This is a genomic window from Alphaproteobacteria bacterium (genome assembly GCA_030739735.1).
Lineage (GTDB): Bacteria > Pseudomonadota > Alphaproteobacteria > UBA7887 > UBA7887 > UBA7887.
Map to the genome: position 1 here is coordinate 78,200 of JASLYQ010000007.1, position 24,338 is coordinate 102,537.

Here is a 24,338-nt window from a genome sequence, read left to right on the forward strand (position 1 = left end):
GGGCGCCTTGGTGCGGTCACAATCCGCATCTATCTTGTAGCGGCTGGAGGGAACCGATGTTGCGCACAATCGGTATTTTGTTTTGCCTCGGGCTGCTCGGCGTGGTTCTCGCGGGTGGCGTGGCGGGCTATGCCGTCTACCGTTATGGCTGGAATCTGCCGGCGCACGCCCAGCTCGCCGACTACTATCCGCCGACCCTGACGCGTGTACATGCGGGTGACGGCCGCCTGCTCGCGGAGTTCGCCGCTGAGAAGCGCGTCTTCGTCCCCATTGACGCTATGCCGGCGCTGCTGGTTGAGGCCTTCATCGCCGCCGAGGACCAAAACTTTTATAAGCATCCGGGCGTCGACGTCCTCGGTATCGCTCGTGCGGTTGTGCAGAACCTGCGCAACGTGGCCGAGAACAAGCGCCTGATCGGCGCTTCGACTATCACTCAGCAAGTGGCGAAGAACTTCCTACTGACCAACGAAGTGTCGATCGAGCGCAAGATTCGCGAGGCGCTGCTGGCGCTGCGCATCGAGCGTGTGCTGAGCAAACAGCGCATCCTCGAACTCTACCTCAACGAGATCTTCCTCGGTCGCCGTGCCTATGGCGTGGCGGCGGCAGCGATTGCCTATTTCGACAAATCGCTGGATGAACTGACGTTGGCCGAGATGGCCTATCTCGCCGCCTTGCCCAAGGCGCCCAACAACTACCATCCCGTCCGCAAGCCGGAAGCGGCGCGCATCCGCCGTAACTACGTGCTCGGGCGCATGTACGAAGAGGGCTATATCACAGCCGAGCAAGTTGAAGAGGCGAGCGCGGGACCGGTCGAGATATTCCCGCGCGATCCGGTACGCAGCGTCTATGCGCCTTATTTTGCTGAGGAGGTGCGCCGCGAGCTGGTTGAGCGCTATGGCGAGAACGTGCTCTACGAAGGTGGTTTCTCAGTACGCTCGACTATGGACCCGCGGCTGCAGGACATTGCCGAGCGATCCTTGCGCCAGGGCCTTGTCGACTACGATCGCCGCCACGGCTGGCGCGGGCCTATTGTTCGGCTCGAGATCGATGCTAAGTCGGGTTGGGCCGAGGCCCTGGCAACGGTTCCCCGGCCAGCTGGGTTGGCACCTTGGCGTCTGGCTCTGGTACGTGAGGTGAGCGCGACCGAGGTGGTCATCGGACTCGATAACGGAGCGGTAGGAGTTATCGCCTTCGCCGATATGAGCTGGGCCCGACCCTGGCAGGAGAAGCAACAAGTCGGCCCCGAGCCCAAGCGGCCGGAGGACGTGCTGGCGATCGGCGACGTCGTTGCCGTCGAAGCGCTGTGGGTTGAAGAACGGGAAGGAGCCGTAGAGCCCGAAGAGCTGGAAGTTGAGCAAGGGCCCGGGCCTGCGGACTATGCGTTGCGGCAGGTGCCTGACGTGGGCGGCGCCATCGTCGCCATTGATCCCCATTCCGGGCGCGTGTTGGCCATGGCCGGGGGTTGGAGCTTCGACAACAGTCAGTTTAACCGCGCCACTCAGGGGCAGCGCCAGCCGGGCTCGGCCTTCAAGCCCTTCGTTTACCTGGCGGCATTGGAGAACGGTTTCACGCCGGCCGATATCATCCTTGATGCGCCCATCGTCATTGACCAGGGACCCGGCCTGCCCAAGTGGAAGCCGAAGAACTACTCGAATGAGTTCTATGGCCCCTCGACGCTGCGTCTCGGCGTGGAGAATTCGCGCAACCTGATGACCGTGCGACTGGCCAATCAGGTCGGTATGGACAAAGTGGTGGAGATCGGCAAGCGTTTCGGCATTGGCAGTTTCCCACCAGTGCTATCAATGGCGCTGGGAGCCGGCGAGACCACATTGATGGATATCACCTCGGCCTATGCCATGCTGGTTAATGGCGGTAGGCGCATCCACCCGGCTATTATTGAGCGCATCCAAGACCGTTACGGCAGGACCGTCTTTCGCCGTGACAAGCGCGCCTGCGATGGTTGCATCGAGGCGCTCTCGGAAGACCGGCCGCCTTTCCTTCCGGATTTGCGCGAGCCTGTGACGGATCCTGCGACCGCCTTCCAGATAACCTGGATCCTCAAGGGTGTCGTTGACCGCGGCACGGGCCGGCGCATCGCCAGCCTCGGCCGTCCGCTCGCGGGCAAGACGGGCACTACCAACGAAAACTTCGACACTTGGTTCGTCGGCTTCTCCCCCGACCTTGCGGTGGGAACCTATGTCGGCTTCGACACGCCTCGGACCCTCGGCTCACGCCAAACTGGCTCCAATGTGGCGGCTCCGATTTTCAAATCCTTCCTAGCTGAGGCCGTGGAAGATAAGCCGCCGGTGCCATTCCGTATTCCGAGTGGCGTGCGCATGGTGCGCATCGACGCCGATACGGGCCTTTTGCCGAATCCGGACAGCAAGCGGGTGCTCATCGAGGCCTTTCGTCCGGGCAGCGAACCGACTACCGCTGTTGCGGCCGCCGCCGCGGGTGGTGTCATGGGTGGTGGCGGGCCCAGAGAGGCGTTCGACAGCGGCCTCTACTGAGGCTATCTTCCAACCTTGGACACGAGTGAGGAAAAGCCGATATGCGCGCGGAAATTCAAGCGATTGTCGACGACATAGCGAAGTCGTTGGCGCTGCTGAGGAGGCATCTTTGACCCTGAGGAATCGCAGCGTAAGCTGGAGGTGCTGAACGCACGCGCCGAAGACCCTTCGCTTTGGGACGATCCGCGCCAGGCTCAGGCCCTGATGCGCAACCGCAACCGCCTCGAGCGGGCGCTGGCCGGCTACGCGGAGATTCAGCAGGAGCTCGCCGACAACCGGGAGCTCGTCGAGCTGGCCGAAGCCGAAGACGACAAGGCCTTGGTCGAGGAGGCCGCATTAGCCCTCCAAAATCTGCGGGCACGCGCGGGTGAGATTGAGCTCGAGACCCTGCTCTCTGGCGAAGCTGACGGCAACGACGCCTTCCTCGAAATTCATGCCGGCGCCGGTGGCACAGAGAGTCAAGACTGGGCCGAGATGCTGCTGCGTATGTATGTGCGTTGGGCTGAGGCGCACGGCCGCAAGGTCGAGTTCATCGAGGAGGCGCCCGGCGAAGAGGCGGGCATTAAGCGTGCCTCAGTCAAGGTAAGTGGTGAGAACGCTTATGGTTGGCTACACACAGAAAGTGGTGTGCACCGTCTGGTGCGCATCTCACCTTTTGATGCTTCGTCGAGGCGCCACACCAGCTTTGCCAGTGTCTGGGTTTATCCGGTGGTCGACGAATCGATTGACATAGAGCTGGCAGATAAGGACTTGCGGGTTGATACTTATCGCGCTTCTGGCGCCGGCGGACAGCACGTCAATAAGACAGATTCGGCGATCCGTATCACACATATCCCAAGCGGTATTGTCGTGCAGTGCCAGAACCAGCGCTCCCAGCACAAGAACCGCTCGGCGGCGATGAACATGCTGCGGGCGAGGCTCTACGAGCGCGAGCTGCAAAAGCGTACCGAGGAGCAGCAGTCACAGGAGGCTGAGAAGTCGGAGATAGGCTTCGGCCATCAAATTCGGTCTTACGTGCTGCAGCCCTATCAGATGGTTAAGGACCTGCGCACCAACGTTGAGACGAGCAATACAGGTGCCGTGCTTGACGGTGATATCGACCAGTTCATCGGTGCGGCGCTGGCTGCCCAGGTCGGTAACCGCCGCGACTAGACTGAGCCCTGAGGGCTTAGTTGGCGGCGCGTACCGTGACCCGCAGGTCCTCGGTCGGCGGCGGCCTGGCCGCTGTCGTCCGAGAAGATCAGGGTGCCGGGTGGCGAGATATTCTCGATACGCACGGTGATTTCTGGACGCGCCTGTCGCGTGCTCATTACTTCCTGGTTCCCCATCTGTACGGCTGTGGCGGCGGGCACTCTCCCGCTACTGAGTTCGTTGTCGACGGTCGAGTCCCAGCGGCCCGCGGGGCTGGGGACCGGGCCGTGCCAGGTATGCAACTGGCGCGCGCCGATAACCGGCGCCGGGTCACACATCTACAACGACATTGCCTATAATGCCTTGGCTGCAAGCGCGAGGCCGGCAAGGAATACGCCTACAAGGTATAAAAATCCGGTCGCATACCGGCGCGGGCACGGGCTTCTGTGTTAAAGGGCGGCTTTACTTCGCCCATGAAGCGTTCTGCGACCAGGGTGCGCCAATGGGTTTCTGCATCTAGGCCGCGCGCGGCGCAGAAATGCCGGAACCAGCGGCTGCCCGCCGCGACGTGACCCACCTCTTCCTCGTAGATCAGACGTAGTACAGTCGCGCTCTCGCCGTCGCCTCCGTGATTGAGGTCATCGATCATCCCGGGGGTGACGTCGAGGCCGCGGGCCTCAAGGACCATCGGAACGATGGCAAGGCGGGCAAGCACATCATCGGCAGTGGCGCGTGCCACCTGCCACAGTCCGTCATGGGCCGGCAAGTCTCCGTAAGTGCCACCGAGCGCCAGAAGTCTCTCGCTCAGCAGACCGAAATGCTTCGCTTCTTCGGCGGTCACTCGCACCCAGTCGTCGCAGAAGGTGGGTGGGCCGAGCGGTGCAAAGCGGGCCAGCATATCCGCCGCTAGGTCGATGGCGTTGAGTTCGATATGGGCGATGGCGTGCAGCAGCACAAAACGCCCACGGCCGTGGCGGCGGCGCTTCTTCACCTGGCGAGGTGCCACCAGTTGTGGCCGGGTGGGCCGGGCCGGCTTGTCCGGCGGTTGGGCGCCGCCGATCTCGGCAATGTCGCCGTGTGCCCAGTCCTTCGCCAGAGCCGCGGCCAGCGCGCATTTCTCAGCCGGCGCCGCGGCTCGCAGAACGGCGCAGGCGGCAGCGGTGAGGCTCACAGATCCCGGACCGCTGCCAGTACCTCTTCGACATGCCCGGGCATCTTTACCTTGCGCCAGGCGGCGCGAATGATACCATTGCCATCGATGACGAAGGTGGAGCGTTCGATGCCCATATATTTCCGCCCGTACATGCTTTTCTGTACCCAGACACCATAGTCCTCGCAGAGTGTGCCGTCCTCGTCCGAGATGAGTCGCACGCCAAGATCGTGCTTGGCGATAAACTTGTCGTGATTGCTCACCGAATCCTTGGATGCGCCGATGACACTGACACCTGCGGCCTCGAACGCACCGACATGCTCGGTAAAGGCGATCGCCTCCTTAGTGCAGCCCGCAGTGTCGTCTTTCGGATAGAAGTAGAGCACCAGTGTCTTACCCTTAAAATAGGCCAGCGAGATGTCCTCGCTGCCGGATGCCGGCAGGGCGAATTCCGGCGCCTCGTCGCCCACAGAAACCTTGTCACTCATCGCATCTCCTCCTAGTTTTTTCTTTGCGTCGCTGCCGCGGCCTCGATAATCGCGGCTGGTTAGGGGCAGGTCGCGCTATCGTGTGACCCTACGACAAGCGGCCCGCCACAAAAAGTGTGCCGCCTCGGGTCATCAAAAGAGCCATTATCAAGGCACCTTAGTATAAACTGCTGAGACCGTGATCGGTCCTACCACACGATTGATCTACCACGTTTGCGGCATCGCCCTGGGCCTTGCAGCTGTGGCCTTTGGCTTCGGCGTTTGGCGTTTGTCGATCGGCCCCGTCTCGTTGGCTATTCTCGCCCCCTATGTCGAGGAATCGCTTAACGCCGACAACCCAAATTTTCGATTCTATTTCGAGGATCTGGTGCTGTCCTGGCAGGGGTGGGAGCGCATCCTTGACGTGCGCGCCACCGATGTCAGCGCCTATCGTACCGATGCGGCGGCGATGGTCGAGGTGCCTGAGATGGGCATCGGGATCAGTATTCCCGCCCTGTTTCGGGGTCTGATCGCCCCGACCAAATTGGAGCTGTTCGGGCTCAGTGTGCGCGTGGTGCGGGGCGCCGACGGTAAGATCGATCTGGGTTTCGCCAACCGTGCTAGCAAACCTGACAAGGCGGTGGGTAATGCCTTGTTCGAGAAATTGCTATTGCCTCTCGACCGCGATCTGGCCAGCGGCTATTTGCGCCATATCAGCATCGTCGAGGGTCATCTGTTAGTGCGTGACGAGGGGCTCAATATTGACTGGTCCGCGCCGGTCAGAGAGTTGCTTCTGGAGCGCCATGAAAACGGAGTGCGCTCCACCGCAACACTATCTTTCGCCGTTGGTGAGGAAGAGATCGAGCTCGATGTCGGAGCGCAGTATCGGCTCGGCGAATCGCGCTTTGACCTGAGTGTGAAATTCGATCGCCTTGTGCCGGCGGTACTCGCCGCGGTCCATCCCGACCTCGCCAATCTGGCTGAGATAGAACTACCGCTGTCTGGCCACGTGGATTTCGTCATAGGCGTGGATGGGGAACTTGGCGATATTGTCTTCGATTTTTCTGGTGGCCCGGGGCGTCTCGCTTTGCCTCTGCCAATTGCGCCCGCGGCTTTCCAGTCGATCGTCGGTTTGCGCACCCGCGGTCAGTTCGACGGTACGTTGAGCTCTCTGGCACTCGATAGACTGCTAGTCGATTTTGGTGACTCGCATATTAGCATGAACGGGACATTCTCTGGCGATTGGTCGGCGCCCGACACCAAGGCAGAAATACGCTTCTCCAACATTCCGATCGATAGCATAGACCGCTATTGGCCCGCTTCTGTCGCGGCGAATAGACGCAGCTGGGTGATCGAGAGAATGAGTGTCGGCAGCGTCTCGGAGATGAGCATAAGTCTCGATCTCGACATGGTGGACTGGTCCGGTGAGAATTTGAGCCCCGATGCGGTGATCGGTCTGTTTCGTATCGTCGATACGGAGATTTCCTATATGCCGGACATGCCACCGGTCGCCGGTGTCGAAGGGGTCGGGCGGTTCGACTCGGCGGGTCTGGTGGCCGAGGTGCATGCCGGTTCGGCGGGACCGCTCGCGGTGCATAGTGCCGACGTTTCGATCGATGCCGAGGACGGCGGAGACAGTGCAGCGGAGATCGATGTCGTCTTTTCTGGTCGTCTGGACGATGCCCTGGCGGCCCTCGACCGACCGCTCTTCGGTTATATGCGTGAGATCGGCCTCAGCCCGACCGATATCTCCGGCTCTGTGCAGGGTGAGCTTTCGCTGGCTCTGCCTTTGTTGGCGGACACGCCGCTTTCCCGCATGACAATTGGTGTCAGCGCGGATCTGTTTGATCTGGCAATCTCGGGAGACGCCCTGGGTGGTTTTGTTGAGGGCGGCATGCGCGATGGCCAAGCTGCACTGCTGCTCGACAGTGGCGGATTTGACCTCAGTGGGGAGGGCTTGTTGGCCGGCACTCCAGCACAATTCTACTGGCGTGAAAATTTCTCACCGCCTCCTGATTCGCTCAAGCGACGCCTCGATGTAGGCGGCAGAATCGATGATGCGGGTCGGGTCCGCGCTGGGCTCGATAGTGCGGCCATCCACGGTCCGCTTGATGTCGAATTGCGCTTGACCCAGACAGCCGCGGGAGTTTTGGCAGGCGAGCTCGATATAGATGGCGAGGCGGCCGCGCTGTCCCTGCCCGAGGTGGACTGGCATAAGCCTGCTGGAGCCCAGGCGGAGGCGCGCCTCGCCCTGGAGTGGGAGGAAGGCACTTTGCGCCGTCTGACCCAGTTTGGCCTGCTTGCCGAGGGGCTGTCCGTTGCCGGCAGTGCTGAGCGCGACGCTGCCGGTGTGTGGATTGTGGGCTTCGATCGGGTGGCCGCCGGCTTGACCGATATTCGCGGATCGGTGCGGCTCGGGAATGACGGTCACCTGGTCGTTGGCGTCAGCGGCTCCAGCCTCGATCTGCGTTCGCTTCTGGCTCACCTCCAAGAGGCGCCTGATGCGGCGGGCGTGTTGCCGATTGATTTGAATGCTGCAGTGGACCTGGTGGTGATTGGGGACGAGACTTTCCTGCATCAGGTCACCGCACAGGCGGATTATGACGGCCGGCGGGTGACCCGGGCCAGCCTCGATTTTACTTTCGGCGAAGCTCGCGATCTGAGCCTGCGGCTGGCTAGTGCGGCTCCCAACCAGCGCGTGGCGGTGATGACTTCGGCTAATGGTGGGGCCGTGATTGCGGCTCTGGGTCTGACCAGCAACATGGTCGGCGGTGCCATGCAGGTTGAGGCAGCAATCGACGGCTCTTATGGCGATGCGCCAATCACCGGCACCTTCGAAATCGACGATTTCTACATCGTCGAGGCGCCGGTCCTGGCGCGTATCCTGAGCATGGTCTCGATCACCGGGGCGCTTGAAATGCTGGGCGGTGACGGCATGCCTTTCGACCGGCTCATTGCGCCATTTTCCTACGACGGCTCAGTGGTGCACTTCGACGAGGCTCGCGCCTACGGTCTCTCCTTTGGCATCACCATGGAAGGCGATGTTGATCTCGACCAGGACAGCGCGGACCTGAAGGGCACCATTGTGCCAGCCTATATGCTCAACACGGTGCTGGGCAATATCCCCGTGATCGGCGATTTGCTGACCGGAGGTGAGGGTAAGGGGGTGTTTGCCGCGACTTACAAGGTCAAAGGCCCATTGGAAAGCCCGCAGGTGACGGTAAATCCGCTTGCCGCGTTGGCTCCGGGGATCTTGCGCGAATTGTTCGGCGGCTTCGTGCCTAACGAGACCGGCGACACCGGCCCAACCGACAGTAGGACACGCTAACCGAAGTTTAAGTGTTGACCGAGACGCTGAAAGGCTTAGGGAGCTAGCTTGGCCTGACGAGTGCGTGGCGCTTGCGTCCCGCCGAGAGCTTTATGGCGCCGTCGGCATCGAGGGCCTCGCGCCCGATGTTCTGATCTTCCACCTCTACGCGCTGGCCGTTGATGCGCCCGCCGCCGCCGCGCAGCAAGCGTCTGGCCTCGCCGTTGGAGGCGCAAAGTCCGGCCAGAGTGAAAAGGCGGAAGGCCGCGATACCTTCGTCAAGATCCACACCGGGGACGGTGACTTCTGGCAGGGCCTCGCCGGCGCCGCCGCGCTCGAACGTCTGTGCCGCAGTCGCTGCCGCCGTCTCGGCCACCGCGCGGCCGTGGCAGAGCCCGGTCGTCTCGTTGGCGAGCACCTTCTTGGCGGCATTGATCTCGGCACCTTCAAGCGCTTCGAGGCGGGCGATCTCGTCGAGCGGTAAGTCGGTGAAAAGGCGCAGAAAGCGACCGACATCGGCATCCTCGGTATTGCGCCAAAATTGCCAGTAGTCGTAGGGCGAGAGTTTGTCAGCATTGAGCCACACCGCGCCCGTTGCGGTCTTGCCCATCTTAGCGCCTGCCGCTGTGGTGATCAGCGGTGCCGTAAGGCCGTAGAGCGTTTTGCCATCTACGCGTCGGCAGAGTTCGACACCGCCGATGATATTGCCCCACTGGTCCGAGCCACCCATCTGCAAGCGGCAGTCGTAGCGCCGAAACAACTCGACAAAATCGTAGGCCTGCAACACCATATAGTTGAACTCAAGGAAGCTCAGTGGCTGCGCGCGCTCGAGCCTTAACTTGATAGATTCATAGCCGAGCATGCGGTTGACCGAAAAGTGGCGACCGTAATCGCGCAGAAAATCTAGGTAAACAAGCGCATCAAGCCAATCGTTATTGTCGACCATGATGGCGTCGCTGGGGCCGTCGCCGAACGTCAGGAAGCGGTTGAAGACGCCGCGCAGTACTGCCGCGTTGGCCGCAATATCCTCGCGCGAGAGCAGCTGACGGGTACTGTCCTTGCCTGATGGGTCACCGATGCGCGTGGTGCCGCCGCCGATCAGTACGATTGGCTTGTGCCCGGCCTGCTGCAGACGCCGCAGCAGCATAATCTGCAACAGGTTGCCCACATGCAGGCTGTCGGCGGTGGCATCGAAGCCGATATAGGCGACCATGACCTCCTTGGTGGCGTAGGTATCGAGTGCCTCAAGGTTGGTGCACTGGTGAAAATAGCCACGCTCGACGATACTGAGTAGGAAATCGGAGGTGAACTGGGTCATGAGGGTGCGGGCTGTTGGATAATGCGGAAGGGCAACGTGCTTAGCATAGGGCCGCGCAGGCGGCAACGCGGCCGATGAAAGCGATTGGCCTGATGAGCGGCACCTCTGCCGACGGCATCGACGCGGCGCTACTGGTCAGCGACGGCGATAGAGTTGTCGAATGCGGCCCGGCCCTTACACGCCCCTATGAGCCGACGCTCAGAGCGCGGCTCCGCTCTCTCGACGAGAGTGCCGAAGCCGCCCTCACTGACGCCCATGGTGAGGCTGTGGCGGCACTGCTCGGCACGACTACGCTCACGGCCGGGGATATCGATGTGATCGGCTTTCACGGCCAAACCCTGTGGCACCGGCCGGAGCAGGGCCGCACTTGCCAGATTGGTGACGGCGCCCGGCTGGCGGCGACGACCGGCATCGATGTGGTCGATAATCTGCGCGCCGCGGACATGCGTGCCGGAGGCCAAGGTGCACCGCTGGTACCGGTCTATCATCGCGCCTTGGCAACGGGACTGCCCCGACCGCTTGCCGTGCTCAATATCGGTGGTGTCGCAAACGTTACCTGGATTGGCGCCGGCGATGATGCTCTGCTGGGATTCGATACCGGGCCCGGCAACGCCCTGCTTGACGACTGGGCGGAAGCCTATACCGGGTGCCCCTTCGATGAGGATGGGCGGCTTGCTGCTGCGGGCGAGGTCGATGCCAAGGCGCTGGAAGCGCTGCTCTCCAATTCCTATTTTCGCGCGTTGCCGCCAAAGTCGCTCGACCGCGACCATTTTGCCGGCAAGCTGGTCGATAAGCTATCGCCAGCCGATGGCGCAGCGACACTGCTTGCCTTTACGGCGTCGTCGGTGGCGCTTGCGGCTGATCAGTTCCCGGCGCCCGTATCGCGCTGGCTGGTCGGCGGCGGCGGGCGGCACAATGCGGCGCTGATGGCAGCCCTGGCGGAGCGGCTTACGGCGCCAGTCGATGCGGTCGAGGCGGTGGGCTGGGACGGCGATGCGCTGGAGGCTCACGCCTTCGCCTATCTCGCGCTACGCTCGTTACGAGGCCTGCCGCTGACCTATCCCAGTACCACCGGCTGCGCTGCTCCCACCACAGGCGGCGTACTGCATCGCGCCTAGTAGGTCCTTGATCAAATCATCTGTGTCTTCGAGACCGACGGAGAGGCGAATCAGGGAATCGGTGAGGCCGATCTGGTCCCGTGCTTCTAGGCTCATGGAGCGATGGGTGCTGCTGGCGGGATGGGTGATCAGGCTTTTTGTGTCGCCGAGATTGTTGGAGATATCGATCAGCTCAAGGGCGTTGAGCACGGCAAAGGCTTCAGTCTTGCCACCGGCAACCTCGAAGCTCACGATTGTGCCGCCGCCGCGCATCTGCCGCCGCGCGAGGCCGGCTTGCGAGTGGTCGTCGCGGAAGGGGTAGAGCACGCGTGTAACCGTAGGATGGTCCGCCAAGCTGTCGGCGATACGCACCGCAGTTCTACATTGTGCCTTGACGCGTAGCGACAGGGTCTCCAAGCCTTTGAGCAGAATCCAGGCGTTGAACGGGCTCAGCGCTGGTCCCGTATGACGCAGGAAGGGCTGCAGCGTTTCGCGACAGAAGCTCTCGCTGCCCAGAACGGCGCCACCGAGACAGCGGCCTTGGCCGTCGATGTGCTTGGTGCCGGAATAGACGACGATATCGGCCCCGAGCTTCAACGGGCTTTGCAGCAGCGGCGTCGAGAAGACATTGTCAACGATGACCTTGGCGCCAACAGCATGGGCTAGCGCAGACACCGCGGCAATATCGACCAGTGACAGGGTTGGATTGGCCGGGGTCTCGAAAAAGACGCAGGCAGCCGGCTGTGCTAATGCATCGCGCCATTGGTCGAGGTCCGGGCCGTCAACAAAAACCGTTTCTATGCCGAAGCGCGGCAGCAACTCGTCGAAAATGTAGAAGCAGGAGCCGAACATGGCTCGCGCTACCACCACCCTGTCACCGCTGCGCAGCTGACACATCAGGGCGGCGAAGACGGCGGCCATGCCGCTGCCCGTCGCGAGACAATCCTCAGCGTCTTCGAGTAGGGTCATGCGGCGCTCGAACATGCTGAGGGTCGGATTGTTGTAGCGCGAATAGACAAAACCCGGCGCCTCGCCAGCAAAGCGCGCCTCGGCTATCTCCGCGCGGTCGTATACGAAGCCCGAGTTGAGGAAAAGTGCCTCGCTGGTCTCGCCGTATTCGCTGCGCCGTGTGCCGCCACGCACCAGGCGTGTTGCAGGGTGCCAGCGGTGCTCGTTATGGGTGGAAGACGGAATCGAACTGGTCATGGCACTGCTCCCGCCAAGTGGACACCATGGGCCCACGGGAGCATTCCCCGTGGCGCTTTAGCATTTTCTCGCGGTGCAAGCTGCCCTCTCAAATCCCGCGGGCCCGTTTAGGGAGCGGCCAGCTCCGATGCTAGTAAATCACTCGGCAGGTGGATTTTCAAGTTGGTCTGGCTCAGCCTTGGGCCATCTTTTCGGCAACGCGCGCGTCGACATACTCAATGAGGTAATCCGAGATTGTCTCTAAGTGATTGTTGAAGAAATGATCCGCTCCTTCGATCACGCGATAGTCGACTTCGACGCCCCGCTGGCTCGATAGTTTTTCGATCAGTTTGTGTAGGGCTTCTTCTTCGATGATTGTGTCTTGGTCGCCATAGATCACTTGGCCCGAGACCGGACAGGGTGCGAGAAAGGAAAAATCGTACATGTTCGCCGGCGGCGCCACCGTCACGAAGCCGTCGGCCTCGGGCCGGCGCATGAGCAACTGCATGGCGATCCAGGCGCCGAATGAGAAGCCGCCGATCCAAATTGCCGGTGCATCCGGGTTATAGGAATGCAGCCAGTCTAGCGCCGAGGCCGCATCGCTGAGTTCACCCTGGCCCTGATCATATTCGCCTTGGCTGCGGCCGACGCCGCGAAAATTGAAGCGCAAAACCGAGAAACCCATGCGCACGAAGGCATGAAACATGGTGTAGACCACCTTGTTGTTCATGCTGCCGCCGTGCTGCGGATGGGGGTGCAGTACGAGCGCGATTCCGTTGGTGGAGTTGGCCCCGTGATGGTATCGCCCCTCCAGGCGTCCCTCGGGGCCGCTCAAGTTTACTTCCGGCACACTAGTTTCTCCGTTCGCCGACCCAGCGATTGCTGTGACGAATTGGCACAGTAAGTTACTCAGATATTTAGGTTATCACGGTGGTACAGCTCGTTAAAAAACTTGACTAACAAGCTCGGATATTTTATATGTCAATCACTAGAGCGCCCGTGCATCATTGTCACACCGTAAAGTGACTGCCTTTATATCACAATGGGTTAGAGCATGTTCAAGAGGCTTCGCGAGGATATCGCCACAGTAATGGCGCACGATCCGGCAGCGCGCTCGCGCCTTGAGGTCCTGCTTTGTTATTCCGGCGTGCATGCCGTTGCCTGTCACCGCTTTGGTCATTGGCTGTGGCGGCACGACCTGACGCTGGCCGCGCGCTTCGTTTCGCAGACCGCACGCTTCATCACCGGCATCGAGATTCACCCAGGCGCGGTTATTGGCCGTCGCCTGTTCATCGATCACGGCATGGGCGTAGTGATCGGAGGCACGGCGGAGGTCGGTGACGACGTCACCCTGTATCAGGGAGTTACTCTTGGCGGCACGTCGCTGGAACGCGGCGTCAAGCGGCATCCGACGCTCGCTGATGGCGTCATCATCGGTGCCGGGGCGAGCGTGCTGGGGCCGTTTACGGTCGGCGAGGGTGCCCGCGTCGGCGCCAATGCCGTAGTCGTGGCCGAGGTGCCGCCGGGTGCCACCGTCGTCGGAATCCCGGCAAAGAAAGTTGGCGGCAAGCGCCGACCGGTGGGCTCTGAAAAGGATGATTTTCTCGCCTATGGCACGCCCGAAAGTATTCCGGACCCGGTGGCGCGGGCCCTGGACGGTCTGCTTGACGAAGTCAGTCGCCTGCGGGCGCGTGTCGAAGAGCTTGAGAATGGTGGCGTCGAGGATGACGAAGTCGCAAGCCCGTCGGTCGGCGTGACGCGACGCCGACAGAGTACCACACCGACAGCGAAATAAATCACATGTGTAAGGAGTGGGAATTGTGCGATTAAGCACCAAGGGGCGGTACGCGGTAACCGCTATGGTCGACTTGGCACAAACCAGCATCGGCCAACCCGTGACCCTGGCGGATATTGCCAGACGGCAGGAAATATCTCTGTCTTATCTCGAACAATTGTTCGGCAAGCTGCGCCGCGGCGATTTAATCGAAAGCGTGCGCGGGCCTGGCGGCGGCTATCTACTGGCGCGACCGACCGAGGATGTCCGCATCGCAGATATCATCAAAGCCGTGGACGAGCCGGTACGTACGACCCGCTGTGAGCCGGAATCGGCGATTGGCTGCAAAAGTGACGCCAGCCGCTGTCTGACCCACGATCTGTGGGAGGAGTTGGGGCATCAAATTAACCTCTACCTCAACTCCGTAACCTTGCGCGACGTGTGCGAGGGGCGAGTGCTTGGCACCAGCGGCATTCACTACGAGGCCACGGCGGCAGCCGAGTAAGGATAGTACCGCGACGATGACAGCCACCCCGCCCATCTATTGCGATTACAACGCGACCGCGCCGGTGCGTCCGGCGGCGGCGGCAGCGGTGGTGGCCGCGCTTGAGGGGCTGGGCAACCCGTCGTCGGTGCACGCACCTGGGCGTGCAGCCTGGGCCGTGGTTGAGAGGGCGCGCTGCGCCGTGACCTCGCTGGCCGGCGCGGTGAGCGCGGATGTGGTCTTCACAAGTGGTGCAAGTGAAGCCAATAATCTCGCGCTGTGCGGCATAGCAGGCCGCCGGCCTGTGCTGTCGGCGATCGAGCACGATTCTGTCTTGGCCGCAGCGCCTGATGCCGTGCTCGTGCCTGTCTTGGCTGACGGCCGCATCGATCTCGACGCTTTGGAAGCAGCGCTAGCGGGCAGTGGGCGTCCGGCGCTGGTCTCGGTCATGGCGGCGAACAATGAGACCGGGGTTATCCAGCCTGTCGCGGCGGTGGTGGCCATCGCGCGCCGTCATGGCGCCCTGGTTCATTGCGACGCGGTGCAGGCAGTAGGACGCCTGCCACTGGCATTCGACGCGCTCGACCTCGACCTCATGAGTCTCTCCGCCCATAAGATCGGTGGGCCAGCAGGTGCCGGTGCGTTGATTTTGCGCCAGGGGCTTGAGCTGCTGCCGCAGATCGTTGGTGGGGGCCAGGAGAAGCGGCGGCGAGCGGGCACCGAGAACGTGCCGGGTATTGCGGGTTTTGGCGCAGCGGCGGCGGAGGCTGCGGGCGAAGTCGCAAAAATCGACCGCCAGGCCGTGCTGCGCGACCGTTTCGAGGCGGCCCTCGGCGCGCTCGCGGTGGTCCACGGCACACTGGCACCGCGCCTGGCCAATACGAGCTGCTTGTCCATGCCGGGTGTCGCGGCCGAGACCCAGGTGATGGCGTTTGATCTCGACGGCATAGCCGTGGGTGCGGGCTCTGCCTGCAGCTCCGGCAAGATCGCCACCAGCCATGTGCTTGCAGCCATGGGCATTGCGCGTCCCCTTGCGGATGCCGCCATCCGGGTCAGCTTCGGCTGGGCCAGCCGGGATGACGATGTCGACCTTCTGGTCGACGCCTGGAAAACACTCCATCGGCGAGTTGCCGGTGAGGCGGCGCAGAAAAGTGCCGCGTAAGATGGAGCAAGAGGGGAGAATGGCCGAGGTCAACGAGCGGGCGAACATTAAGCTGCCCGTCTATCTCGACAATCAGGCGACGACGCCGACCGACCCGCGTGTGGTTGAGGCGATGCTGCCGTTCTTCACGAAGAAGTTCGGCAATCCGCATTCGCGCAGCCACGCCTTTGGCTGGGAGGCGGAAGAGGCGGTTGAGGCGGCCCGCAGTGAAGTGGCGTCGATCATCGGTGCCGATCCCAAGGAGATCGTCTTTACCTCCGGTGCGACCGAATCCAACAACCTGGCGATTAAGGGTGTCGCGCGCTTTTATGAGGATCGCAAGCGTCACATCATTACGGTGCAGACAGAGCATAAGTGCGTCATCGATTCCTGCCGCGCTCTCGAACAAGAGGGTTTCGAGGTGACCTATCTGCCGGTTAGACCGGACGGGCTGATCGAGCTCGATGTGCTGGTCGATGCCATTCGAGATGACACGGTGCTGGTTTCCGTGATGGGTGTGCACAATGAGATTGGCATTATCCAGCCCTTGGCCGAAATTGGCGCGCTGTGCCGTGAGCGTGGCGTCTTTTTCCATTCGGATTGCGCCCAGGCCGTCGGTAAGATTCCACTCGACGTAAACGACATGAAGATCGACCTTATGAGCATCTCGGGTCACAAGATCTATGGCCCCATGGGTATTGGTGCTCTCTATGTGCGCCGGCGGCCGCGCGTGCGTCTGCGCGCCCTGATAAGCGGCGGCGGACAGGAGCGCGGCATGCGCTCCGGCACTTTGCCGGCGCCGCTTTGCGTTGGTCTCGGCGCAGCCTGCCGCATTGCCCAGCAGGAGATGCCGGCTGAGGCCGAGCGAACGGGTATGTTAGCGCGCCGACTTTATGATGGCATCACCAGCCAGATATCCGACGTCATTCTTAATGGCGACGCCGAGAAGCGGGTGCCCGGCAACCTCAATCTGAGCTTCGCCTATGTCGAGGGTGAATCGATGATGATGGCTGTCAAAGATTTGGCGGTCTCCTCGGGCTCGGCCTGCACCTCGACTTCGCTCGAGCCGTCCTATGTGCTGCGGGCGATGGGCGTGGATCGGGAGTTGACGCATACGTCTATTCGCTTCGGCATTGGCCGATTCAATACAAAGGCAGAAATCGACTATGCCGTGGAGACCATTGTCGACCATGTCGGGCGCCTGCGCGAAATGAGCCCGCTTTGGGAAATGGTCCAGGAAGGCATAGATCTCAAATCTATTCAGTGGAGCGAGCACTGAGTGTGGCAAGGGCCCGAGACAAGGGGAGGTGAGGCAATGGCCTACGACAACAAAGTCATCGATCACTACGAGAACCCGCACAATGTGGGCGCGCTCGACAAGGCTGATCCCAGTGTTGGCACTGGGCTGGTCGGTGCGCCGGCCTGCGGTGACGTGATGAAGCTGCAGATCAAAGTGGACGAGCATGGTGTTATCGAAGATGCCAAGTTCAAGACCTTCGGCTGTGGCTCCGCGATTGCTTCAAGCTCTCTGGCAACGGAATGGATCAAGGGCAAATCGCTTGACGATGCTGAATCCATCGAGAATACGCAGATTGCTGAGCACCTCGCTCTGCCGCCGGTCAAGATTCATTGCTCGGTCTTGGCTGAGGATGCCATCAAGGCGGCCGTTCGAGACTATCGGGACAAGCACGACGCAGCGGACGAGGCAGCGGAGCAGGGAAACTGAGAACTATGACCGAACAGCAACACGCCCCCGTCTCCGGCCAGCGACCACCGCCGCCCGCCATCATCACGATCAGCGATGCCGCGGCCGCGCGGATCCATATCATCCTCGAAGAGCGCGGCAAGAAAAGCGCAGGCATACGCGTCGGTGTGCGCAACGCCGGCTGCTCGGGGCTTGCCTATACGCTCGAATATGCCGATAGCATCGAGAATTTCGAAGAGGTGGTGGTTGATAAGGGCGTGACAGTTATCATCGACCCCAAGGCGGTAATGTTTCTCATCGGCAGCGAGATGGACTATGTCGAGGAAACCCTGAGTTCGGGTTTCACTTTCAATAATCCCAATGAGAAGGGTAAGTGCGGCTGCGGTGAATCCTTCCACGTATAAGCCCTGCTGGTCCTGCAAGGGACCGGTGGCGAGCGGGCTTGCCTTTTGTAATACCTGTCAGGCCGTGCAGCCCCCGGGTCAAGCGGATCATTTCGCGCGGCTCGGCCTGGCACCTACCTTTGCGCTCGATGGGGTGGAGCTTGAACGCTGCTATCTTATGCTCCAGCGGCGCCTACATCCTGACCGTTTCGCGACCAGCGGCGGCCGTGAGCGCGAGCTCTCAATGCAGCAGGCGACAAGCCTCAACGATGCCTATGAGACCTTGCATTCGCCCTTGCGGCGCGCGGAATACCTACTCGCTCTTGCCGGAGAGGTCGCCAGCGAGAACGACACCGAGGTGCTGATGGAGGCGCTTGCGGATCGCGAGACCCTGGCCGATGCTGACGGCGATGGCGTGAGCGCGCTCGCCGACGATGTTGCCTTACGCCGAGAGGCTTGTATCGCGGCACTGGGTGAGGCCTTCGCGGGCGACCACCTGACCGAGGCGGGTGCGCTCACGGGTCGCCTCGCCTATCTCGACAAGGTTGCCAGTGAGGCCCGAGTGCGACGGGTCGCACTGGCTGAAAGTGCTTGATGCTACTCGATATTCACGAGCCAGGTGAGACTCCGCTGCCGCACGAGTCGGTAACCGCCGTAGGCATCGATTTGGGTACGACCAATTCGGTGGTGGCGATCGCGCAGTCCGGTAGCGTCGAAGCCATCCGCGACCTTTGTGGCCAAGCGCTACTGCCGTCCGTCGTCGCCTATGACGAGGATGGCGTGCGCGCTGTTGGCACTGAGGCCGTCGCCGTCCTCGCCGAGGACCCCGATGCGGTGGTCTCCTCGGTCAAGCGCCTCATGGGTCGCGGGTCAGAGGATCTCAAATCGCTTGCCGGTACCTTGCCTTTTTCTATCGATTCTGACAGCGACGGTGGCATGGTCCGGCTCGGCGTTAAGGGCCACGGGCTGAGCCCTATCCAGATTTCGGCCGAGATTTTGCGCGCCATGCGCGAGCGCGCCGAAGCGGGCCTCGGCCACGCCGTCGAGCGCGCCGTGATCACTGTGCCGGCCTACTTTGACGATGCCGCCCGCGCCGCCACCAAGGACGCGGCAAAGCTCGCGGGCCTCGACGCCCTGCGGCTGGTCAATGAGCCCACCGCGGCGGCGCTGGCTTACGGCCTTGATAAAGGCGCGGAAGGTCTCTACGCGGTCTTCGATCTCGGCGGCGGTACCTTTGATATCTCTATTCTGCGTCTCAAGCAGGGCATCTTCCAGGTGCTCGCGACAGGCGGTGATGGGGCGCTCGGCGGCGACGATTTCGACCACGCCTTGGCCGATCACTGGCTCTCCAGCCAAGGCATTACCAGTCTCGACAGTGGTGGCGTCAAACACCTGCTGGCGGCAGCACGCGAGGCCAAGGAGGCCATGAGCGATGCCGAATCCGGCACCTTCGAGGTTGTACTGGCCGGCGAACTTGTTTCGCTTGTGCTCGATCGGGTTACCTTCGAAGGCCTCATAGCCGAGACGGTGGATCGCACGTTATCCATCTGTCGCCGGGTGCTGGCCGATGCCGATATGTTGCCCGGCGATGTTGCCGGCGTAGTGCTGGTTGGTGGGGCCACACGCGTACCGCTTGTGCGTCGCCGCGTTGCCAAACTGTTTGGGCGCGAGCCGCTCGCCGACATCAATCCAGACGAGGTCGTGGCGCATGGCGCCGCGTTGCAAGCCGAGGCGCTCACGGCCGGCTCGGACACGCTACTGCTTGACGTTGTACCCCTGTCACTCGGCATCGAGACCATGGGCGGGCTGGTCGAGAAGATCATCCATCGCAACACACCGATTCCGGTGGCCAAGGCGCAAGAGTTCACCACCTATCAGGATGGCCAGACGGACATGATTGTCCATGTCGTCCAGGGCGAGCGAGAGATGGTCGACCAGAACCGTTCGCTGGCCCGCTTCGAGCTCTCCGGCATTCCACCCCAGGTGGCAGGCGCGGGGCGTGTGCGTGTCAGCTTCGCTGTCGACGCTGATGGCCTACTCACGGTCACGGCAGGCGAGGAGACTACGGGTACTGAGACACGGGTCGAGGTCAAGCCTTCCTATGGCCTCGCGGAAGGCGAGATCGAGCGCATGCTGCTGGCCAGCATGGAGCATGCGCGCGAGGACGTCACGCGGCGCTTGTTGGCGGAAGCGCGGGTCGAGGCGGAGAGGGTGCGCATCGCTACCGAGGCGGCGCTGGCGGCCGACGCAACCCTGCTCGAAGATGGCGAGAGCGAAGTGATTGGCGAGGCGCTTTCCGTACTTGGCGAAGCCGTTGCCGGCGAGGATCGCGACGCCATCGATGCCGCCGTGGTGGAGCTCGATGCTGCGGCCCAGCCCTTCGCTCAGCGGCGCATGGACACGGCCTTCGCCGCCGCCCTGTCGGGCCAGACCGTCGTGTCTCTCGGAGATGGTTAATATGCCCCAGGTAATTTTCGTCGAGCCCCGGGGTACGCGCCACGAGATCGACGCCCGAGTGGGCCAGTCACTACTCGAGATCGCCCACGCTAACGATCTTGATCTGGAAGGCTCCTGCGAGGGCTCGCTCGCCTGCTCGACCTGCCACGTGATTGTCGACGAGGCCTTTTACGACAAGCTGCCAGAGCCGACCGAGGACGAGGACGACATGCTTGACCTCGCCTTCGCGCTCACCCACACCTCGCGTCTCGGCTGCCAGATCGTGATGACCGACGAACTCGATGGGCTCACCGTGACCTTGCCGCCGGCAACCCGTAACGTGCTGCTCGGCTGAGGAGGTGTCCATGAAGTGGACCGACATCTACGATATCGCCATCGCGCTGGAAGAGCGCCACGCGGATGCGGATAACGTCAACTTGCGCTTCACGGACCTGCACCGCTGGGTGACCGAGCTGCCCGATTTCGAAGACGAGTCCGAGGGCTCCAACGAGAAGGTCCTCGAGGCCATCCAGATGGCCTGGATCGAGGAACGTGATTAGAGCATGACTTTGTTCGACCGTTTGCGTGAGGCGGCGGCGGATCCCTGGCGTGACTACTGCCACCACCCCTTCGTTTCCGGGCTTGCCGACGGCAGTTTGCCGAAGGCGGCCTTTCAGCACTATCTGACGCAGGACTATCTGTTTCTCATCCAGTTCGCCCGTGCCTATGCTCTTGCCGCTTTCAAGGCGGATACGCTGGAGGACATGCGCGCGGCCGCTACTACCATGTCGGCGTTGATCCATATCGAGATGCGCCTGCACGTGGAATACTGTGCCGGCTGGGGCCTCGACGAGACGGCGATGGCCGCGGCATCGGAAGCTATGGAAACCACCGCATATACGCGCTTCGTACTCGATTGCGGCCAGCGTGGCGACGTGCTCGACCTGATCGTGGCGCTGGTGCCCTGCGTCGTCGGCTATGCCGAGATCGGCGCCCGCCTTGGTAGCGATGCGGCCACGAAACGCAACGGCAATCCCTATCTGGCTTGGATCGAGATGTATGCGGGGGCGGAATACCAGGAGGTCAGCGAAGCGGCCCGCACCCAGCTCGATCGGCTCGGCGTGGCGCGTGGCGCGGATGCCCGCTTTGCCGCGCTGGCAGAGACCTTTGCCCAAGCAACCCGTCTCGAGATCGATTTTTGGGAGATGGGTTGGCGAGTGGGCGCGTCATGATCGCCCTTGACGGGGTGGCTGCGGGGGCGCGGGTGGTGGTTGCCATGTCGGGCGGTGTCGACAGCTCGGTCACGGCGGCGCTGCTGGCAGCAGCGGGCTACGACGTGATCGGCATCACCTTGCAGCTCTATGATCATGGCGAGGCGACAGAAAAGGCCAACAGCTGTTGTGCTGGGCGCGACATTAGCGACGCACGCCGCGTCGCCGCCCAACTCGGTATTCCCCATTACGTGCTCGACTATGAAAGTCGCTTTCGCGAGGCGGTAATCGACGACTTTGCTGACTCCTATCTGGCTGGCTACACGCCGATTCCCTGCGTGCGCTGCAACCAAACGGTCAAGTTTCAGGACCTGCTGGCTTGCGCCCGCGATCTTGGTGCGGCGGCGCTCGCCACCGGTCATTACGTGCGCCGCATAGCCGGGTCGGATGGTCCCGAGTTGCACCGTGCCGGAGAGCTTGCGCGCGACCAAAGTTACTTTCTCTTTGCCACCACGGCCGAACAGCTTGCTTATCTGCGCTTCCCGCTCGCCGACGTGCCGAAGGCCGAGGTGCGGGCCGAGGCCGCGCGGCTCGCCCTGCCCGTGGCAGAAAAGCCTGACAGTCAGGACATCTGTTTCGTGCCCGAGGGCGACTATGCGGACCTAGTCGAAAAGCTGCGTCCCGGCGCCCTCGATCCGGGACCGATCGAGCTCGCGGACGGCACGAAGATCGGCCATCATACGGGTATCATTGGCTTCACGGTCGGCCAGCGCAAGGGCTTGCGTGTGGCTTGGCCCGAGCCGCTTTACGTGCTGCGTATCGAGCCGGCGCGTCAAGCCGTGGTGGTGGGACCCAAGGCTGCGCTTGAGCAGACCGCGCTGACGCTCTTCGAGACTAACTGGCTCGCCGCGCCCGGCGCCGATCAGACGCTGACGGTCAAGCTGCGCTCCACTCACCCGGGCGCCTCAGGCACTGCTTGCACCCTATCCGGCGGGCGCTGCGACATCACCCTCGACGTCCCCGCCGGGGCCATCGCGCCGGGCCAGGCGGCGGTGCTCTATGACGGCAGCAAAATGCTTGGCGGCGGTTGGATAGAGCGCCCCGTCTTGACAGCACACGCCCCCAACCGTATAGCCCTGCATCCTGGTGCGGCGGAGTAGCTCAGTCGGTAGAGCAGGGGAATCATAATCCCTGTGTCGGGGGTTCAAGTCCCTCCTCCGCTACCAGCCAAACATCTATGTTCTTGCTAAGAAAGACCGTCTGCCGATCTATGCTTCCCGCTTATGGTAAACGCGTAGAGTGTGTAACTCGTGTGTGGTCGTTTTAGCGATTTGCCCAGGCGTCACGAACCATCATCCTATTGCAGTATCGCGCCGATTGCGTCGATGCCGGCCTGAGAGCACTGTTCGTCTTCATCCCCACTCGCACCGCTGACGCCGATACTGCCAATATGCGCACCACTTTCAGTGATTATCGGAAGGCCGCCTGGAAAAGCAGCAAACCCCGACAACTCTGCGATGCCAGGAACAGGTCCGGGCTCGCCATCTTTCCCATAGGCTAGCTCTCCGAACCGTCGCGACGAAAACGGAAAGTTCGACGAAGTAGTAGCCTTCATATTAGCGACCAGGATACTACCCAGAAAAGCGTTTTCCTGACGGCGAAACAGCTTCAGATTTCCTCCGTCGTCATAGATTGCGATATTTACGGGTCGAAAGCCTTGGGCCTGCTGTAGGGCCTCGCAAGCTTCAGCCATTTTTTTGGCCATCTTGAGTGTCAAAATAGGTTTCTGCTCCAGCGCCTGCGCGGAAAAGCCGGCGAGCAACATCAGGGCCGCGGCGAGCGCCGTGGTGGTCGAAAACATAAACCGAAACATCTTGTCCTCCCTTACATCCATATTCTAAAAATGAACGGCAAAAGCTACCGCCTCATTCAAAGCCGGAGACAGCGAACGGCTAAAGAGACCGGCTAATCGCCACCAAACACCGAGTTGTCCCGGTAGGTCCATTCTGCTTTGCTGCTGGCACTTTCGCATCATCGCTTCAAGAGGTAAAGACAAGGGCCTTCGTCACTCGGAAGCGGATATAGCTGAGGCGGTATCCGCCGCCGCGCTCGCCAATCTTGACCAGCGTAGCCGTGCATCAGCCGGCTGTTACTGGTGTGTTATCTGCTTAAGGTAAGGACCCTTTGTTTTGAACCTATGGCCGCAAGGTAGAACAACTAAAGGTCGGCGCTTGTGACGGTTCAACGGAGGTGATTGCCGAGAGTTGCTTAGCCGGTTGAAGGCATGAGTAAATTCAAGGTGAGAACCAAAAACATAAAAATTCTAAATAGGGTGGAACTTATCAAATACGAGAACAAGTGATACGGATAGTACAACTCTAGGAAGAAGGTACGGCTGAGCTATTTATATGCTTTGGATCTCCGCGTACCGCGGGGGATGGACAGTAGAGCTTAGTCAGGGAGTGTTCAATATGGGCCAGACACACTCGGATAACACGGGCACAGCCGGAGGAGGACTAAGGCGGTTTTGGCTCGCCGCCTTTGTGGTGATTTCCTCCTGCTGCTGGGCGGCGCAAGCGCACGCTCAGCACCACGGGCCTCCGGTAGCACCGCCACCTGCACCTGTCGTGCGAGTGCCTATAGCGCCACCTCCCATCCCCCAGCTCATGATGCCGCCGCAGGCTAATGAGGGAGTGACCCCACAGCCAGAATCCGAACAACAAGGCGACCAGCGCATCATGAAGTCGCGGGCGGCCGTACAAGAGTCGACAGTGCAACGAGCCGACCCAGTTGCAGATCCGGATCGCGGCCCTCCTCCGCCTGATTGCGTGGGCAGCGGCGCCTGCGTTACAGCGGCGGTCGGAATCGAGGCGGTTCTTGAGGTCGCTCCAGGAATCCCGCCACTCGAGGCGGACACCAGGTTCTTTATCGACCGGTCGAACGGCGGTTCTCAGCCAACCGACGTCCGGCTGATCATGGATTACGGTAGCTATGTTTCGGCGGCGGGTGACCAGATCGTTGCCGTGGATACGACGACCG

General features: G+C 61.7%; 24 protein-coding genes and 1 tRNA gene. 18 read left to right on the forward strand and 7 right to left on the reverse strand.

From position 1 onward, the window contains the following. Positions 1-56: 56 nt before the first annotated feature. The gene (locus tag QF629_05465; protein MDP6012980.1) at positions 57-2,510 is read left to right on the forward strand and encodes a penicillin-binding protein 1A; all 2,454 of its coding nucleotides are present in this window, start codon (positions 57-59) and stop codon (positions 2,508-2,510) included. A gap of 41 nt (positions 2,511-2,551) precedes the next feature. Further along, positions 2,552-3,662 (forward strand): peptide chain release factor 2 gene (gene prfB / locus QF629_05470; protein ID MDP6012981.1). Its coding sequence is split into 2 segments (ribosomal slippage): positions 2,552-2,620 and positions 2,622-3,662, totalling 1,110 coding nucleotides; the frame shifts between segments, so codons are not numbered across the junction. Here the strand turns inward: prfB and QF629_05475 are convergent. Genes QF629_05475 through QF629_05485 form a run of 3 tightly spaced genes read right to left on the reverse strand, consistent with a single transcriptional unit; the run spans position 3,659 to position 5,279 of the window. After that, on the reverse strand, positions 3,659-3,979 hold the full coding sequence (locus tag QF629_05475; protein ID MDP6012982.1) for a hypothetical protein: 321 nt from the start codon (positions 3,977-3,979) through the stop codon (positions 3,659-3,661). The two genes, prfB and QF629_05475, sit on opposite strands and share 4 nt — an antisense overlap. 59 nt (positions 3,980-4,038) lie before the next feature. Then, positions 4,039-4,812, reverse strand: coding sequence for a ferritin-like domain-containing protein (locus tag QF629_05480; protein MDP6012983.1), 774 nt, complete (start codon positions 4,810-4,812; stop codon positions 4,039-4,041). Further along, positions 4,809-5,279 (reverse strand): peroxiredoxin, encoded by a 471-nt coding sequence (locus tag QF629_05485; GenBank protein ID MDP6012984.1) that lies wholly within the window; start codon positions 5,277-5,279, stop codon positions 4,809-4,811. Before QF629_05485 ends, QF629_05480 begins: the two co-directional genes overlap by 4 nt. Positions 5,280-5,457: 178 nt before the next feature. Between QF629_05485 and QF629_05490 the strand changes: the two genes are divergently transcribed. Then, entirely contained in the window at positions 5,458-8,586 is a 3,129-nt protein-coding gene (locus QF629_05490; GenBank protein ID MDP6012985.1) for an AsmA-like C-terminal domain-containing protein, read from the forward strand. A 43-nt stretch (positions 8,587-8,629) separates the two neighbouring features. Here QF629_05490 and tyrS read toward each other — a convergent pair whose 3' ends face one another. Then, positions 8,630-9,883, reverse strand: a complete 1,254-nt coding sequence (gene tyrS / locus QF629_05495; GenBank protein MDP6012986.1) for a tyrosine--tRNA ligase — start codon at positions 9,881-9,883, stop codon at positions 8,630-8,632. A gap of 74 nt (positions 9,884-9,957) precedes the next feature. Between tyrS and QF629_05500 the strand changes: the two genes are divergently transcribed. Then, positions 9,958-11,001 carry an anhydro-N-acetylmuramic acid kinase gene (locus tag QF629_05500; GenBank protein ID MDP6012987.1) on the forward strand — a complete coding sequence of 348 codons (1,044 nt, stop codon included), beginning with the start codon at positions 9,958-9,960 and terminating at the stop codon, positions 10,999-11,001. On the opposite strand, the gene metZ is transcribed toward QF629_05500, so the two are convergent. Further along, positions 10,921-12,186: an O-succinylhomoserine sulfhydrylase gene (gene metZ, locus QF629_05505; GenBank protein MDP6012988.1), complete on the reverse strand. Its 1,266-nt coding sequence runs from the start codon at positions 12,184-12,186 to the stop codon at positions 10,921-10,923. The two genes, QF629_05500 and metZ, sit on opposite strands and share 81 nt — an antisense overlap. 172 nt (positions 12,187-12,358) lie before the next feature. Beyond that, complete coding sequence (locus QF629_05510; GenBank protein ID MDP6012989.1) at positions 12,359-13,015, reverse strand: alpha/beta hydrolase; 657 nt, start codon at positions 13,013-13,015, stop codon at positions 12,359-12,361. A 204-nt stretch (positions 13,016-13,219) separates the two neighbouring features. Here QF629_05510 and cysE point away from each other — a divergent pair, with 204 nt between their 5' ends. The 13 genes from cysE to QF629_05575 all read left to right on the forward strand — a co-directional run bounded on the left by cysE (position 13,220) and on the right by QF629_05575 (position 22,525). Then, positions 13,220-13,960, forward strand: coding sequence for a serine O-acetyltransferase (cysE, locus tag QF629_05515; protein ID MDP6012990.1), 741 nt, complete (start codon positions 13,220-13,222; stop codon positions 13,958-13,960). A gap of 25 nt (positions 13,961-13,985) precedes the next feature. Continuing rightward, a complete protein-coding gene (locus QF629_05520; protein MDP6012991.1) occupies positions 13,986-14,444 on the forward strand; it encodes an Rrf2 family transcriptional regulator in 459 nt (152 codons plus the stop codon). Between the two features lie 16 nt (positions 14,445-14,460). Further along, positions 14,461-15,585, forward strand: a complete 1,125-nt coding sequence (locus tag QF629_05525) for a cysteine desulfurase family protein (protein MDP6012992.1) — start codon at positions 14,461-14,463, stop codon at positions 15,583-15,585. A gap of 19 nt (positions 15,586-15,604) precedes the next feature. Beyond that, a complete protein-coding gene (locus tag QF629_05530) occupies positions 15,605-16,843 on the forward strand; it encodes an IscS subfamily cysteine desulfurase (protein MDP6012993.1) in 1,239 nt (412 codons plus the stop codon). A 36-nt stretch (positions 16,844-16,879) separates the two neighbouring features. Beyond that, entirely contained in the window at positions 16,880-17,290 is a 411-nt protein-coding gene (gene iscU, locus QF629_05535) for a Fe-S cluster assembly scaffold IscU (protein ID MDP6012994.1), read from the forward strand. 5 nt (positions 17,291-17,295) lie between these two features. Beyond that, positions 17,296-17,673 carry an iron-sulfur cluster assembly accessory protein gene (locus QF629_05540; GenBank protein MDP6012995.1) on the forward strand — a complete coding sequence of 126 codons (378 nt, stop codon included), beginning with the start codon at positions 17,296-17,298 and terminating at the stop codon, positions 17,671-17,673. A gap of 25 nt (positions 17,674-17,698) precedes the next feature. Then, positions 17,699-18,247 (forward strand): Fe-S protein assembly co-chaperone HscB, encoded by a 549-nt coding sequence (hscB, locus tag QF629_05545; protein ID MDP6012996.1) that lies wholly within the window; start codon positions 17,699-17,701, stop codon positions 18,245-18,247. Further along, positions 18,244-20,109: a Fe-S protein assembly chaperone HscA gene (gene hscA / locus QF629_05550; protein MDP6012997.1), complete on the forward strand. Its 1,866-nt coding sequence runs from the start codon at positions 18,244-18,246 to the stop codon at positions 20,107-20,109. The genes hscB and hscA overlap by 4 nt, the downstream gene beginning before the upstream one ends. A gap of 1 nt (position 20,110) precedes the next feature. Next, positions 20,111-20,443, forward strand: a complete 333-nt coding sequence (locus tag QF629_05555) for a ferredoxin family 2Fe-2S iron-sulfur cluster binding protein (GenBank protein ID MDP6012998.1) — start codon at positions 20,111-20,113, stop codon at positions 20,441-20,443. A 10-nt stretch (positions 20,444-20,453) separates the two neighbouring features. Next, positions 20,454-20,648, forward strand: a complete 195-nt coding sequence (iscX, locus tag QF629_05560) for a Fe-S cluster assembly protein IscX (protein MDP6012999.1) — start codon at positions 20,454-20,456, stop codon at positions 20,646-20,648. 3 nt (positions 20,649-20,651) lie between these two features. Beyond that, on the forward strand, positions 20,652-21,320 hold the full coding sequence (tenA, locus tag QF629_05565; protein ID MDP6013000.1) for a thiaminase II: 669 nt from the start codon (positions 20,652-20,654) through the stop codon (positions 21,318-21,320). Continuing rightward, positions 21,317-22,459 (forward strand): tRNA 2-thiouridine(34) synthase MnmA, encoded by a 1,143-nt coding sequence (gene mnmA, locus QF629_05570; GenBank protein ID MDP6013001.1) that lies wholly within the window; start codon positions 21,317-21,319, stop codon positions 22,457-22,459. The genes tenA and mnmA overlap by 4 nt, the downstream gene beginning before the upstream one ends. Continuing rightward, a tRNA-Met gene (locus tag QF629_05575) sits at positions 22,450-22,525 on the forward strand. The genes mnmA and QF629_05575 overlap by 10 nt, the downstream gene beginning before the upstream one ends. 131 nt (positions 22,526-22,656) lie before the next feature. On the opposite strand, the gene QF629_05580 is transcribed toward QF629_05575, so the two are convergent. After that, positions 22,657-23,172, reverse strand: a complete 516-nt coding sequence (locus QF629_05580; protein MDP6013002.1) for a heme-binding protein — start codon at positions 23,170-23,172, stop codon at positions 22,657-22,659. A gap of 865 nt (positions 23,173-24,037) precedes the next feature. On the opposite strand from QF629_05580, the gene QF629_05585 reads away from it, so the two are divergent. Further along, on the forward strand, positions 24,038-24,338 hold a 301-nt coding region (locus tag QF629_05585; protein ID MDP6013003.1), incomplete at its 3' end, for a hypothetical protein.